Raw genomic sequence first — 13144 nt, 5'->3', positions numbered from 1 at the left:
GCGTTTAGGATAGAACGGCAGGTGATTACTTGGCCCCTTAGAAGATCGACGATCCATGCGAAGAGCCATTGATTGGCCGGTTTTGCACCAGCGTTAGAAATCATTGACGTGCTCGATTTTACCTCTTGGAAAAATCGAGCGTTTTGTTGGAGCAGGCAACTGCACGACTGCGGTGCAGGGAAAGACTTGAACGGACGATTGCCGGATCGCGATCTTGCCTTGCCCGAACCCGCCATGACCGCCCTTGTTGGCCTCGCGACCACGCCCTTGCTCGACATCGGCGACACCATCGACGCGCCTGCGCCCCTCCTTGCTGCGCAAGACCACGATGCGATGCGAACAGCGTTGCCGCCGATCATGGCCGGTCCTCAGCGGCATTGCGGGCAACGAAGAGACCTTTTGGCGGCAAGGCCATGGGCCTTTCCGGTACTGCCGGGAGGAGCGAAAGGACCTCGTCAGGCGGGTCATCCTGCAACGCTGGATCCAGCGGGCAAAGCGCCATAGTCACGCACAACGAAGATCCCAGTCCTCAAACAGCCGCAAGCGCAGGGCCTTCTTCGGGAGGTCGCTCCGAAGACACGGGCCGACCGTGCCAACCGTCCAAGTCGGTTCGGTAAAAATGGTATGTGCGGCATCCTTGATGGCAACGGCCACAAGCCCGGCAGCCTTGCAGGCGTCCACGCAGGCAATAAGTTCAGCCTCGTTCCTGACACCGACGGCAACCTTGCCATACTCGCCGCTCATATATCGGGCAACGATATCCGGATTGCGCTTCTCCGACAACCAAAGGTAGGTGGAGTGGCCATGCCCTGCCCGGGCGGCATCGGCAGATCCTTGCGGATGAAGAGCCACATGCGCGGCTCCGGCCCGATCGCCTCGCGCCGCGCCGCGCCGGTTGAGCTGCTTCCGTTATCGATCGATCTTTCCCCGCATCGGATTAAGGACATCCATCCCCCGGAAATCGCGAAGGATATCAAAAGTCGCGTGGAAAGGCGGGATGCGGGGACTCCGGGGGAATTTTCTTCACATTTTCAAAAAGCTGGCGCTGTGCGGACCTGCCGGTATTATTCGGCACGCTTGGGGTTCGCGCCAAATTGACCTGATGCGGTCAAACGATCAAGGTTCCGCCCAGATCGGTAGCGGGCTTTGCACTGACGTGTTCCACGCGGCGGCGCCAGTTGGCGCCCAAATGGTAGTAGCGCAAGCTGTCCCTTTCGGGGTCGATGACGTTTTCCAGCCGAGCCTTGAGCAGGATCCATTGCGCGGGATCGACTTCAACTTCGAACACGGAAAACTACACACGCTGGCCGTAGTCCTTGCAGGCCTTTGCCATACGTCGCAACCTGCCGGCTCCATCGGCATGTGTGGTCTCGACGTCATAGGTCACCAGCACCATCATTTCCGCAGCGTCCTATTTCCAAAGCCAGGGCGGGTAGGCATCAAGGTCGCCGCGCAGATGCCGCGCAAGAAGTTGTGCCTGCAGATGAGGCACAAGGCCTAGCTGGCTAGTCCCTAACGACAATCCCGATACCCGCGAACACGAACAGTCCGCCCACGGCCTTGTGCAACCGCTGCATGATCCTTTGCGTGATGTGCATGGCGCAAATCCTGGCGCCGAGGCCGGCATACAAGGCCGCAACCGCAAATGCTGTGACGCCAACCAGCGCACTCATCACAACCATTCGTCCCAACACGGCTTCGGAATTGCCGAGGAACTGGGGAAACAGCGCGGTGAAAAACAGGATTGCCTTGGGATTGCTTGCCGCGACCAGGAAACCATCCCGGAACATCCAGCGTGGAACCGGTGGGCCATATGATGCTCCGGACCGGACGTTTACGCGATCAGTCGGACTGCGCCACATCCTGATGCCGAGGTAGATGAGATAAGCCGCGCCCAGATATTTCACCGCCAGCAACAAAGATGCCGATTGCGCCAGCAATACCCCCAGGCCAGCCGAAGCGGCGGCCGCCTGCAACACGGAGGCGGTCGCGTTGCCCAGCGCGGTGGCAAGCGCTTTGCTCAATCCGAACCGGGCACCGTGCGTGAAGGCAATCAGCGTACTTGGTCCCGGGACCACGGACACCAAAAACACTGACGAACAGAACAAAAGCCAGAAATCCATCAGCTTCTCGCTCCGTCCTGCCCCAGCCGGTAGATCCCGTAGCCTGTCAGGAGCAGCGCGGCTCCACTGGCACAGGTCCGTGCGATGTTCCATCTCTGCCAGGGTGCCGAGTAAGCGGACCAGATTGCCTCCGCCTGGCCGGGATCGAGCGGCAAATGGATATTGGCGAGGGCTTGGTTCATCGGGACGTTGACCAGCGCAGTCAATACGAGACCACCGAACACATAGATCACGCCCGCACCCACCAACGCCATGGCCACTGCGCGGCTCCCCTGTCGATGTGCGAGCCACGCTGTTATGAGAAGAACGACAGGTGTGCCGAAAAAGACCGGTGCGAAGACGATATTCCGGACGGAGGCGTTCATGGCCTGCATCGCGGCGATCGCCACCGAAGGATCAGCTGCATCCAGGCCCCATAGGGTCGAGCAGATCCAGGCGTAGAAAAAGCCGAAGATCGCGCCGGTCAGGACCAGCGACAGACTTGCTGCGAAGAACAATGGGCGCCTCATCTATCGGCGTTCCCTTCATGCGGCGCATAGAGCTTCAAAAACAATTCAAGCGCGTTGCGCGACCGGCGGTCGATTTCCGCTTCCGACGGCTGCGCCATCACACCGATAACCCTGCGGATTTGCAGATCGCCGATGAGGAGATGAAAATAGGTCTCTGCGGCTTGCGCCGGATCATCGCAGGCAATCAGCCCGTCCTTTTGCGCGCGGTCCAGCAGATCGCGGAGCAAAGGCCCAATGGTATCGCGGCCCGCCTCGGCGATCGAACGGCCCAGCGTGCCGGTATCGCTGACGTCGCCCGCCGCGGCGCGATTGAGCATGATCGCTTTTTCGTCCGTCACCAGCGCCAGAAGAACCGGTCCAAGCGACGCAAGTGTATCAAGCGGGTCGTGTCCCTCGGCAAGCGCGGCCGCGAGCATCTGTTCGGCGTCCCGTGCATTGCTTTTGACAAGCGCACGAAACAGCCCCTGCTTGTTGCCGTACCATTTATAGAGCGTCTCGTTGGACGCCGATGCGCGCTTGGCAATGGCCAGCAGCGAAGCGCTGTTGTAGCCCACCTCGCCCAGCACTTCATAAGCGGCCTGTTCGATCCGCTTCCTGCGTTCAGCCTGTTTCGGCGTATCCAAGCCCGGCATGACTTTCGATCCGGGCATGATCATTCCGCGTTGCGCGCAACGCGGCCAAGATAGGTCTCGACGACCAGAGCGATGACCGCAGTTTCCGCCACCAGAACGGCCGGCCAGATTTCACCAATGGCGGGATCGAGCCATTTCTGGGGGCCGAACGAAACCAGGGCCAGCCCGGCGGCCAGAAGGCTCATGAGCGTTCCCGGACCATTGCGCGTGCCTCCCAGCACCATGGCCGCTCCGGCAACCGCGATGGAAACGCCCAGGAAAGGCGCCAGAGCAAAGAGTGGGATCGTGCGCGGCGGGTGTGGTGGAATCTGAGCGTAAAGCGCTCCGAGCATGACAAGTTGCAGGACAATGAGCACGAGCAAGGCCGCTTGAGCGCGGGTATTCGCTTGGGAAGCCAACATGAGAGTTTCAAACCGTATCGATGTGTACGGTTTAAATCTGTATAGATGTGTACGGAATGTCAAGTCCAGATAAGTGGCTTCCTCGCACTGAGGTTCGGAATAGTTGCTGCATGTCCCATAGGCCGCTCGACCTCCTTGTTGAGCGTGAGGCGGCACGAGGAGGCCACCAAAGCGTCTTGCCGAACCGGACAGGGAACCTCACGCAAGCAGCCGCCCCAGGCTGGCTACAGACACCGGTCAACTTCGGAAATCGCCTCGATGACACAGGCATCCTCGACGATTCCCGGGTCGGCGCTCACCACGATTTCGATGAGCTGATCGGCAGGCGGGTACACGGTGCGTAGGCGATCGTTTATCTGTGCCGCCGTAACCGCCTCCAGTTCATCGCCAAGCTCGGGAATACGGCTTTCAGGGCTGCCATCGAGCTCCGCCTCCAATATCATTGCTGCAACGGTAGCCGGATCCCTCAGCATCTCGCCCAAGTCGGCGCTGAACGTCTCCTTCAAAGCCGCGATGTCGGCCGCGTCGATGCCCTGAGTTCGCATCGTTTCGTATGTGGAGCGCACCAAGGCGCTCGCGCGCGCGAGCTGTTTCGCATCCACTTCGCCCGCCATGACGAAGAAACGCGTATCGCGGGTGAAGTTGCTAAGCCCCGCACCGAAGCCGTAACTCGCGCGCAGATTTGTGCGAATGGCCTCGAAAAGCCGGGAGCTGTCGTCTCCGCCGAGGACGCTCAGGATCGCGAGGTCCTCGTATTCCCCGCCTTCGCGCGTGGGAGGCAATGCGCCCATGAAGCCCAGCGTGGCTTTTTCCGCATCCGGACGCACGAGGACAATGCGGCGCGGCCGGAAATCGGCCTCGAGCGTCGGTTCTGCCACGTCCTCCGACATGGGAAGGCCATCGAGCAGGATATCGATGGCTGCGCCGGCGGCTTCGGGCGAGATATGTCCCGCCAGCGCCACGTGGATATCCCCGACGGTGAATGTCTCGTCGCTCCAGCGCATAACCTCAGCGCGTGTAACGGCATCGATAACCGACGGATCGGGCAGGGAAAGGAACCGATAGACAGGACCATCTCCAAGGATGGCCCGCCTTGCGGCGTCCCACCCCTGGTTCGCGGTCTGCGCCCTGCTCTGCTCAATTCCGGCGGCTAAACTGTCCCGCGAGCGCCTGAGCCATTGGTCCTCGAATTTCGAATCCGTCAAAGCCAAATTGGCAAGCCGGGCGGCTTCGGCGAGTTCGTCCGGACCGGCAAGCAAGCTGCCGCGTACCTCGTCGGGGCCAACGATCAAATAGGCTTCGGCCAGCGTATCGGCAAACTGTTCCGCAAAATCGCCGGCTTCGAGGTCTCCGGCACCGCTGTACAATATGCTGTCGGCACCGACATAGGGAACGGCCGGATTGCGGTCCTCCGCGTAAGCCCAATCTGAGGGCCAGGAGATTTCGATGGCGACGGCGTTGGCGTCCGGCATGGCCATGAACAGGAATGCATGTCCTGCTGGAGAGGTCAGCCGATCCACGGTCCCGTCGGCACCGAACGCAGGGGCAAGGCAAAGACAGGTGATCAACGAGGAGAGTACGGCACGCATGGCGGCTCCTTAAGGATAGGCAAGGGTGATCGTGGTTCGGCCAGAGGATGCGAGACTGGCGAGCAGGGCATTGACTTGCGCGAGGTCCACGCGCTCGACGGCTTCGGGGTAGCTGTCGAAATCCCAGGGCGCAAGGCCGAGACCTATGGCTTCGAAGGCGCTGTCAAACACCACCAGCGCGGGGTCGGGATCGCGGCGGAGCGTATCCACAATGCGCTGACGCACGCGTGCAAGGGTTTCGTCCGGAATACCCGACGCCGCGCTTTGCGCGACCGCGTCTTCAAAGACCTCCAGGAGCGTTTCCAGCGGTACGCCGGCATCGGGCGTTGCAGAGAACGACAACCGTACATGGCGGTCGTCCAGAAGGCTGACGTCGAGCTGGTAGTTCTGCGCGATAAAGCTGTTATATTGCAGCGCTCGGACAACCCCGCCCGGAAGACGGGAATCGAGCGCTGCCGCCAGCAACCAGGTCTCGAAATAAAGCGTTGCAATGTCGTGGGGGTGATCCAGGGTAACGATCTTGCTGTAGATCAGCGCCGGCAGCGGGAGCCCCGTGTCCTCCAATATGCGTTCGTCGCGCCCCTCGGGCGGCATGGCATAGGACGGCGTCTTCAGCATGCCGCCGCCCGTTCCGGTACCGAACGCCGAAGCAAGGGCGAGATTTGCGTCTTCCGCGTCGACGTTGCCATAGATCAGAAGGACGGAATTGTCCCGCCGGTGCGTCGCGCTGTGCAGCGCGCGTGCCTCCGCGAGCGAGAAGGCCGCAATATCCTCCGGCGTGCCGATAACCGAACGGGCCAACGGGCCGTTTGCGTGTTCGCGCCGCGCGAAATCGTCCATGATCGGCGCATAGGGGTCTTCGCTCATACTGTAGGTGTATTCGTGCAATACGATGTCGCGCTCTTCGATCATGAAGGGCTCGTCGAGGCTGAACGGCTCCAAAACTCCTGCCAGCGTGGCGACCATCTCGTCGAGCTCCCCGGTTGGACCTTCGAGCCAGTAGGCCGTGTCGATGGACGTCGTCGATGCGTTGGAATGCACCGCGAAATCGCCTCTGGTGGGATCGGTGGCGTTCAGCCAGGCAAGATGTTCGACATAGTGCGCCAATCCTTCCGTACCGGGATTGTCAGCCTCGCCTGAGAGAATGATGAGATCGACCTCGACGCGATCGGCCCGCGGGTCCGTGACGAGCCACGCTCCAGCCAGAGGGCCGGGATCGAGGGCATACAAATCCTGGGATCGGGCCGGCGTGGATAGCGCCAGGAAAGAGCAGAGCAGGACTATCGGAAGCAGGTTTGGCTTCATAGGAGTACAGCATCCATTATTGAAGAAAATTTTCGCTCTGGAAGAATATATTGTTATTAATGTATAATATTATTTATAAATGTACGGACCGAAAATAGATATTTTGATGGAAATTGGTGCGAAAATTACTGATTTTATGTGGGAGTCAAATTGTTTATTGGGAAAATATCCTGCATCTTCATGACTTCTTTAGGGCGCGTTGTTCCGTCTCTGTTTCAGTTTAATGAAAGCTTCGCGCAGGATCATTGTGAGGCAGATTAAAATTACTGACAAACCAATAAACCATTCGATTGGCGTCAAATCTACTGTAAAGAATAAAAATGCTAAAGAAAGAATTATTCCTGTCGTGCCCAGTATTGATATTATTAGTAGGCGGAATATGTACTGAACGATTTCCATAGTTCCCGTTCCTTCCTTTGATTAGGCATGTCAGTCCATTCGCTGCTGTGGCTCCGGGTTTGCCTTTGCCCGGCACCTCAATCGGATGGAGGGACTTGTGCCGTCTCTCCGCCGATCCCGGCCTGTGCCGCCGTCCGGCGACGGTTGACCCCCGTCCAGCGCCTGATCTGCCGGACCGACCCATCGGCGTGGCGCCGGACGCTCGTTGCCGTCGCATTGGGAAAAATGACGTGGGTGAGATCGTGCATGACAGCGCGGAGGTTGTCGTAAGGCGCGATAAAATCGTTGAAAAACAATCGATTGCCGCACTGCCACTCGTCGTCGGCCAGTGCGCGCCCGGTCGCGTGAACCTCGGCCTCAACCTCGGCGGAGAGCCACGCCCAGGTTGCCATGGCAGTGGGAGCGCCGTTTTCGGCCAGGTAGAAACGGTACTGGCCAAGTTTTAGAGGCGTCAGGATCTCGGTGTCCAGATAGGGGCCGTACTTATGCTGGCGGTGGTAGGGCGATGCGGCGAGCAGCTCCAGGGCAAAGCCGACGGACATATAGATATCCATATTTCTCATGCCGGTTGCCCCGCAGCTTGGGCAGAGCGGAAAGAATCGGCCCTTGTGGCCTTGGAGAAATGGTCGACCAAAGCGTCATGCAGCACCCCCTCGTCGCCGAATGGCGCGCATTCGTGGGTCAGCGCTACGCCCTCGTGCACGCCGTAGTCCCACGTCACGTAGCCGGCTGGCCGCTGGGCATCGTCGAGCTTGATGAACATGTGCCCTTCGCGCATCGCGTCGAGGAGGAAGGCATAGTACTCTTGGATGCTGGTCTGTGCCTTGTTCTGCCAGTCTTCCAGGTCGAGGAGCGCAACGGCTCCGATCTGCCGGTAGATCTGGGCAGCATCCATTTGACCGGACGCGGAAAGCGGGAATGGGGGCAGTGGATTAATCGGGTCAACCGACAGCTTTTTACAAAAGGTGCCGATGAGTTCGGGGGCGTCGACACGTCCGGTGAACACGCGTAGCACGAGCTCTTTGTCGTCCGCACCCCAGATGCAACCGGCGATCCATCGCGCTACAGGATAGTTCCAGCGATAGGTGTAGGCCGCGTTGGGCCGGATCAGGTCGCTCAGTAGCGCGTCCGCGTCCTCACCCAAATAGGTTGCGGTATCCGCCCGCCAGGCGGCAAGCAAGGCCTCCGCGTATGAAGGCAGCCCGGTCCGGACGTGCTCGATCAGCATGAGCTCGCCAAGAAAGGCACAAACCTCCCGCGTCATCGGCGGGATGAATTTTCCGTCCGACGCAACGATCTGCACGGCATGCGCGAACTCGTGAGCCAGTATCAAAAGGCCGCCGGCCGTACCCGAATACGGGCATTCCAGGTGAGGAAGCCGCTCAGCGCCGTTGTCGAGCGTGAATGATGACGTAATTGGCGCAGATGCATCCCCAAAACGACGTGAGGCATGGTCGCGAATGCGTACGATGTCGGCCTCGAGAACCGGCATTGCGGACAGAACGGCCTTCGCGCAGAGCTGCCAGGCCAAGTCCGCATCGATCTCGAGCGCTTTGGAATATTCGCCTTCGCGCGAGGGCTCGCCGAGCCTGATGGCGTCGAGCACTGAAAGCACCGTATCCCGCTCCAGCGCGTGGACCTGCAGCCAGTCTTTGACAGTATAACGTCGCACGTCCCCATCACTCCGTGAAATATGCCATCGCCGGTGAAGCGCCGGTTGGTGGCGCGTTTGCCCGGCCAGTGCCGCGGCTCCAGCGGTTCAAAGTCCTCTTTGCCTTGGGAGCTGCGTCACCAGGCAAAGCTCAGACCGTCGCCCAGTTTGCATTCATAGGTTTCGGTGCGCACATGCTCGGCGCCACCCACCATGACATCCATGGTCACCAGGGCATTGCCGTCGGGGGTAACCTTGTAGCGCAGGTATTCCGTCGTCGGCCGGGCCTGCGGGGAAAGCGTTTCGTGAACGTTCGAAAAGGCGATGTATTGCCCGCCAGGCACGAGGAAGGCGGCAATATGAAAACCGCCGAGGATCGATGGTCCCGAATTTCCGCCTTCCGCTATGGCGCAACGATTGAAATCGGTAACCGCCGTAACGTCTTGTCCGGCCTTTAGCGCCTCGAGGACACGGCGATAAGCGTCATGCTCCTCCGCATGTCCTGTGTGCACGATGGAAATCGAGCATAGAACCGCCAGCCCGAAGCGGCGAAGGTATCGATTTGCGTCCGGCATTGTCTCACCTGCTTGGATATCGCAAATGCCAGTCCTTCGTCCTTTTTCCAGCTAATAGGCAAATAAGGGCTCCTGCCGTGCGTTGTTTGTATCCAACTGCACTTCCGCGTAATATCGGCCTATGCCGTTCTGGAGAGCCGGGGAGATCTGGCAGTATGGCCAAGCTTGTCTTTGGAATGAACCTATCCCTGGACGGCTATGTCGATCACGAGGAATTTGCCCCGGATCCTGAGCTCTTTCGCCACTGGGTCGGGCACGTGCGCGATCTGGCAGGCAGTGTGTACGGCCGCCGCATGTATGAGGTCATGCGCTATTGGGACGAAGATCGTCCCGAGTGGGGCGGGGAGGAACGCGCGTTCGCGGCAGCATGGCGGCGCCAGCCGAAATGGGTCGTGTCACGCACGTTGAAGTCGGTCGGCCCCAACGCCACCCATGTCGCGGACGATATCGGGGCGGTGATCCGTGACCTGAAGGAGCGGCTTGCCGGGGAGATTGCAGTGTCCGGACCGGAGCTCGCGGGAAGCCTGATGGACCTTGGGCTCATCGATGAGTATCGGCTCTATTTCCACCCCGTCGTGCTTGGCCGCGGCAAGCCATTCTTCGCCGGCCCGCGGCCGCGTCTCCGCCTTGTGGCAAGCGATCGCATCGGTACGGACGCGATCCGGCTGACATACGTTCCCGCTTGACCGTGCAGCGCGTATGGTGGCCGGACGAAACATCGGGCTCCACAGGGACCTGGAGCCTTTTCTGACCTGACGGGATCATTGGCGTTGCTCCTCCCCGTCATCACCTGGCTTGTGTGCGTGGATATGCTTTCAATGGCGCGTTGCTTCAAGCTTCCGGACTGCCGCCATGCCCCAAAATGCGCAATGACTGAATTGACAAATTCAGTCATTGCGTTGAATATGCCAGCAGTGTAACGGCAGTATTTATTGGACTTCCCATGGCTGCGCCTTTTTCCGAGGCCGACAAATCCGCAATCCGCAAAGCGCTGCTCGATGCGGGGCTGGAGCACTTCGCGCGGCATGGGATCGGACGGGCGCGGGTGGAGGATATCTGCCGCGATGCCGGCATCTCCAAGGGCTCCTTCTATGCCTTCTTCCCGTCAAAGGAGGACCTGTTCATCGCGATCGGCGACGACAGGCGGGAGATGCACATGAACGCGCTTTTGGACATGTTGAAGGACCCGTCGGGCGACGCGCGGGCGCGGGTGGGGCGTCTTTTCGACGGACTTGTCGAGATGATCGAGACCAATACGCTGATGCAGGTCATGTCCGATTCCGGCGACATGGCGCGGCTCAAGCGAAAGCTGACGCCGGAGCGATTGGCGGCGGACGAGGAGGTCGGTGCGCGGTTTTACGCGGAGATCGCGGACCGATGGAACGAGACAGGTTTCGGGGTGCATCTGGAGGGCCCCGTCTTCGCGGATATGATGACGTTGATCGCCGCGCTCACGCTGCAGAAAAAGACGTTTCCGGCCGAGGCCTATCGGAGCGCGAAGGCTTTGTTGCGCGATATGTTCGTCATGCGGCTGGCGGGGGGAGACCGCGAATGATCGAGGTCGGCGATCTGACGTTCACCTATCCTTCGGCGCGCAGGTCGTCCGCCGTCGAACCGACCTTGAAAGGCCTCACATTTTCCATCGCGGAAGGCGAGATATTCGGCTTCCTCGGGCCGTCGGGCGCGGGAAAGTCCACGACGCAGAATATCCTGATCCGGCTTTTGCGCGGCTATGCCGGTTCTGCCCGCGTGATGGGGCGCGAATTGAGCGCCTGGACGCCGGATTACTACGCGCATATCGGCGTATCGTTCGAGCTGCCCAATCACTATCTGAAGCTGACAGCGCGCGAGAACCTCACGTATTTCGCCGCGCTTTACGGGAACACGGTCCACGATCCCGAGGCGGTGCTCGATTGGGTCGGTCTTGCAAATAGCGCCGACAAGCGGGTCTCGGACTTTTCCAAGGGGATGAAGATCCGCCTCAACCTGGCGCGCAGCATCGTTCACCGGCCGAGGATCCTGTTCCTCGACGAGCCGACCAGCGGCCTCGATCCGGTCAATTCCGAGCGGATCCGGCAGCTCGTTCTGCGTCTTGCGCACGAGGGAACCACGGTCTTCGTCACGACACACAACATGCAGCTTGCCGACCGGCTGTGCGACCGCGTCGCGTTCGTCGCCGACGGCCGGATTTCCGCCATCGATGCACCGGGCGCGCTCAAGAAGAAGTATGGGCGGCGAGTCGTGCGCGTGGAGCATTCGAACGGCGGCGATATCCATGCGGAGGAATTTCCGCTCGACGCGCTGGGCAGCAATGCGCGGTTCCAGGAGCTCATTGCCAACGGTCCATCCATCCAGTCCATCCATTCCGAAGAGGCCACGCTCGACGCCATCTTTATCGACGTGACCGGACAGGAGTTGACGGCGTGACCAGGCTCGGCGCGGTCATTGGTAACGATCTTCGGGTCCAGTTGCGCAATGGTCTCTATGTCATCGGCGCGGTCGTATCCGTCATTATTGCGGCCGCGATGGCCTGGCTGGCGCGGCCCGATCAGATGGCCCTGGTGGCGGCTGCGGCGCTCATCCTGATCGGCGGCGGCTCGACCCTGCTTTACGTCGGGGCGATGATCGTGTTCGAAAAGGACGAGGGCACGCTGCGCGCTATCATGGTCTCGCCCGTAACCCCGAGCGAATACATCGGCTCAAAGATTGCCACCCTGACGCTCATCTGTCTTTTCGAGACGGCCATCATGGTGGGCGGAGCGTTTGCCGCGATGGCGCTTTCCGGACCCGTCGATCCGCCCAATTTCCTGCCGCTGATTGCCGCGACCATTGCGACGGGCGGAATATACACGGCCATCGGGATCGTTCTGGTTGTGCGGTTCGATACGATCACCGCGTTCCTCGTTCCCGTCAGCCTGGTCGCCATCGTGTTGCAGCTCCCGTTCGTCTATTTCGCCGGCATCTTTCCGCACCCCGCGCTGCTCGCAATCCCGACAAGTGCGCCCGCCATGCTGAGCCTTGCCGCGTGGCGCGATCTCGCGGGCTGGGAGTGGGGCTATTCGGTCGGCTACACGCTCCTTCTCGTGACCGGACTGAGCGGCTGGGCACGGGCCGCTTTCGTCAGACACGTCGTCGGTGAAGGGAGGGCGGGGTAATGGCGAAGACGCTTCTGCTCATGCGCCAGTTCGCGCTCAACGATTTCAGGCTCGGCGCGCGCGACAGCTTTCTCGTGATGATGGCCGGTATGGCCCTGGCCATCGGCATAGTCTTCCGGTTCCTGCTGCCATGGGCCGATATCTACCTGGCCGAAGCGGGATTGCTGCCCAATCCGGCCACAAACCTGCGCCTTTCCGATCTCTATCCCATGCTGGTAAGCTTCATCGGCGTCTTTCAGAGCGCCGTGCTCGTCGGTGCGATCTTCGGCTTTCTCTTTCTCGACGAGAAGGATGGCGACACGCTCCGGGCGCTGCTGGTGACGCCGGTGCGGTTCAGCACGTACCTTGCCTACCGGCTGACGATGCCCGCGATTGTCACCTTCCTCCTCACGCTCGTCATCGTGCCACTGATCGGGCAGGCGCAGATCGGCTGGCCGAAACTAGTGGTTGTCGCCGCCGGCGCATCGCCCGCGGCGTCCCTGATTGTGCTCTTTTATGCGTTGACGGCTGAAAACAAGGTGCAGGGCTTCGCCATGGCGAAATTCGTGGCAATTGCGGGCTGGATCATCCCCGTCGCCTGGTTCCTGCCCGATCCGTGGCAGTGGCTCGCCGCGCTGTTTCCGCCCTATCTGGCGCATAAGGCTTACTGGATGGCGGAAGCGGGAGCGGCCTACTGGTGGCTGCCTCTGGCGGCAGGCTTTGTTTGGCAGATTGCCGTATTGGCCATCATGGCCAAACGGTTTCACACCAGCGTCCGCGCATGAGCAACAAGACGATGGAAACCGACCAAAGCGGAAGGGCGTGA

At 60.5% G+C, this 13144-nt stretch carries 16 protein-coding genes and 2 pseudogenes; 6 read left to right on the top strand and 12 right to left on the bottom strand.

Features of this window, described 5'->3' with window-relative positions:
* Positions 1-72: 72 nt before the first annotated feature.
* Positions 73-504 (top strand): hypothetical protein, encoded by a 432-nt coding sequence (locus LG281_RS10570; protein ID WP_404400452.1) that lies wholly within the window; start codon positions 73-75, stop codon positions 502-504.
* Here the strand turns inward: LG281_RS10570 and LG281_RS10565 are convergent, their stop codons facing one another.
* The 12 genes and pseudogenes from LG281_RS10565 to LG281_RS10510 form a co-directional block, all read right to left on the bottom strand.
* Positions 505-852 carry a peptidyl-tRNA hydrolase gene (locus LG281_RS10565; protein WP_404400450.1) on the bottom strand — a complete coding sequence of 116 codons (348 nt, stop codon included), beginning with the start codon at positions 850-852 and terminating at the stop codon, positions 505-507.
* A gap of 256 nt (positions 853-1108) precedes the next feature.
* Positions 1109-1399, bottom strand: a pseudogene (gene cas2 / locus LG281_RS10560) (CRISPR-associated endonuclease Cas2).
* Positions 1400-1411: 12 nt separating this feature from the next.
* A pseudogene (locus LG281_RS10555) lies at positions 1412-1501 on the bottom strand (CRISPR-associated endonuclease Cas1); the annotation flags it as partial.
* A 4-nt stretch (positions 1502-1505) separates the two neighbouring features.
* Positions 1506-2123: a LysE family translocator gene (locus tag LG281_RS10550; RefSeq protein ID WP_404400448.1), complete on the bottom strand. Its 618-nt coding sequence runs from the start codon at positions 2121-2123 to the stop codon at positions 1506-1508.
* A complete protein-coding gene (locus LG281_RS10545) occupies positions 2123-2632 on the bottom strand; it encodes a DUF1772 domain-containing protein (protein WP_404400446.1) in 510 nt (169 codons plus the stop codon). Before LG281_RS10545 ends, LG281_RS10550 begins: the two co-directional genes overlap by 1 nt.
* Positions 2629-3282 (bottom strand): TetR/AcrR family transcriptional regulator, encoded by a 654-nt coding sequence (locus LG281_RS10540; protein ID WP_404400444.1) that lies wholly within the window; start codon positions 3280-3282, stop codon positions 2629-2631. Before LG281_RS10540 ends, LG281_RS10545 begins: the two co-directional genes overlap by 4 nt.
* A gap of 2 nt (positions 3283-3284) precedes the next feature.
* The gene (locus tag LG281_RS10535; RefSeq protein ID WP_404400442.1) at positions 3285-3665 is read right to left on the bottom strand and encodes a hypothetical protein; all 381 of its coding nucleotides are present in this window, start codon (positions 3663-3665) and stop codon (positions 3285-3287) included.
* Between the two features lie 224 nt (positions 3666-3889).
* Positions 3890-5254, bottom strand: coding sequence for a M16 family metallopeptidase (locus tag LG281_RS10530; RefSeq protein WP_404400440.1), 1365 nt, complete (start codon positions 5252-5254; stop codon positions 3890-3892).
* A gap of 9 nt (positions 5255-5263) precedes the next feature.
* Positions 5264-6484, bottom strand: a complete 1221-nt coding sequence (locus tag LG281_RS10525; RefSeq protein WP_404400438.1) for a M16 family metallopeptidase — start codon at positions 6482-6484, stop codon at positions 5264-5266.
* Between the two features lie 551 nt (positions 6485-7035).
* Positions 7036-7521 carry a toxin-activating lysine-acyltransferase gene (locus LG281_RS10520; RefSeq protein ID WP_404400436.1) on the bottom strand — a complete coding sequence of 162 codons (486 nt, stop codon included), beginning with the start codon at positions 7519-7521 and terminating at the stop codon, positions 7036-7038.
* A complete protein-coding gene (locus tag LG281_RS10515; protein WP_404400434.1) occupies positions 7518-8630 on the bottom strand; it encodes a hypothetical protein in 1113 nt (370 codons plus the stop codon). Before LG281_RS10515 ends, LG281_RS10520 begins: the two co-directional genes overlap by 4 nt.
* 116 nt (positions 8631-8746) lie before the next feature.
* Positions 8747-9184, bottom strand: a complete 438-nt coding sequence (locus LG281_RS10510; RefSeq protein WP_404400432.1) for a VirK family protein — start codon at positions 9182-9184, stop codon at positions 8747-8749.
* 155 nt (positions 9185-9339) lie between these two features.
* Between LG281_RS10510 and LG281_RS10505 the strand changes: the two genes are divergently transcribed.
* From LG281_RS10505 to LG281_RS10485, 5 genes are all read left to right on the top strand, one after another.
* Positions 9340-9870, top strand: a complete 531-nt coding sequence (locus LG281_RS10505; protein ID WP_404400430.1) for a dihydrofolate reductase family protein — start codon at positions 9340-9342, stop codon at positions 9868-9870.
* 257 nt (positions 9871-10127) lie between these two features.
* Complete coding sequence (locus LG281_RS10500; RefSeq protein WP_404400428.1) at positions 10128-10739, top strand: TetR/AcrR family transcriptional regulator; 612 nt, start codon at positions 10128-10130, stop codon at positions 10737-10739.
* A complete protein-coding gene (locus LG281_RS10495; RefSeq protein WP_404400425.1) occupies positions 10736-11611 on the top strand; it encodes an ABC transporter ATP-binding protein in 876 nt (291 codons plus the stop codon). Before LG281_RS10500 ends, LG281_RS10495 begins: the two co-directional genes overlap by 4 nt.
* Positions 11608-12339, top strand: coding sequence for an ABC transporter permease (locus LG281_RS10490; RefSeq protein WP_404400423.1), 732 nt, complete (start codon positions 11608-11610; stop codon positions 12337-12339). The genes LG281_RS10495 and LG281_RS10490 overlap by 4 nt, the downstream gene beginning before the upstream one ends.
* The gene (locus LG281_RS10485; RefSeq protein ID WP_404400421.1) at positions 12339-13103 is read left to right on the top strand and encodes a hypothetical protein; all 765 of its coding nucleotides are present in this window, start codon (positions 12339-12341) and stop codon (positions 13101-13103) included. The genes LG281_RS10490 and LG281_RS10485 overlap by 1 nt, the downstream gene beginning before the upstream one ends.
* Positions 13104-13144: the final 41 nt, after the last annotated feature.

Origin of the sequence: Pelagibacterium halotolerans (genome assembly GCF_044811015.1) — a bacterium.
GTDB classification, from domain to species: domain Bacteria; phylum Pseudomonadota; class Alphaproteobacteria; order Rhizobiales; family Devosiaceae; genus Pelagibacterium; species Pelagibacterium halotolerans_A.
This window is presented reverse-complemented; position numbering and strand designations above follow the sequence as displayed.

Bases quoted from the DNA above. Each gene is read 5' to 3' on its own strand.
- LG281_RS10535 (WP_404400442.1), bottom strand. From the start codon at position 3,665: ATGTTGGCTTCCCAAGCGAATACCCGCGCTCAAGCGGCCTTGCTCGTG.
- LG281_RS10510 (WP_404400432.1), bottom strand. From the start codon at position 9,184: ATGCCGGACGCAAATCGATACCTTCGCCGCTTCGGGCTGGCGGTTCTA.
- LG281_RS10530 (WP_404400440.1), bottom strand. From the start codon at position 5,254: ATGCGTGCCGTACTCTCCTCGTTGATCACCTGTCTTTGCCTTGCCCCT.
- LG281_RS10520 (WP_404400436.1), bottom strand. From the start codon at position 7,521: ATGAGAAATATGGATATCTATATGTCCGTCGGCTTTGCCCTGGAGCTG.
- LG281_RS10505 (WP_404400430.1), top strand. From the start codon at position 9,340: ATGGCCAAGCTTGTCTTTGGAATGAACCTATCCCTGGACGGCTATGTC.
- LG281_RS10550 (WP_404400448.1), bottom strand. From the start codon at position 2,123: ATGGATTTCTGGCTTTTGTTCTGTTCGTCAGTGTTTTTGGTGTCCGTG.
- LG281_RS10485 (WP_404400421.1), top strand. From the start codon at position 12,339: ATGGCGAAGACGCTTCTGCTCATGCGCCAGTTCGCGCTCAACGATTTC.
- LG281_RS10540 (WP_404400444.1), bottom strand. From the start codon at position 3,282: ATGCCCGGATCGAAAGTCATGCCGGGCTTGGATACGCCGAAACAGGCT.
- LG281_RS10545 (WP_404400446.1), bottom strand. From the start codon at position 2,632: ATGAGGCGCCCATTGTTCTTCGCAGCAAGTCTGTCGCTGGTCCTGACC.
- LG281_RS10500 (WP_404400428.1), top strand. From the start codon at position 10,128: ATGGCTGCGCCTTTTTCCGAGGCCGACAAATCCGCAATCCGCAAAGCG.
- LG281_RS10495 (WP_404400425.1), top strand. From the start codon at position 10,736: ATGATCGAGGTCGGCGATCTGACGTTCACCTATCCTTCGGCGCGCAGG.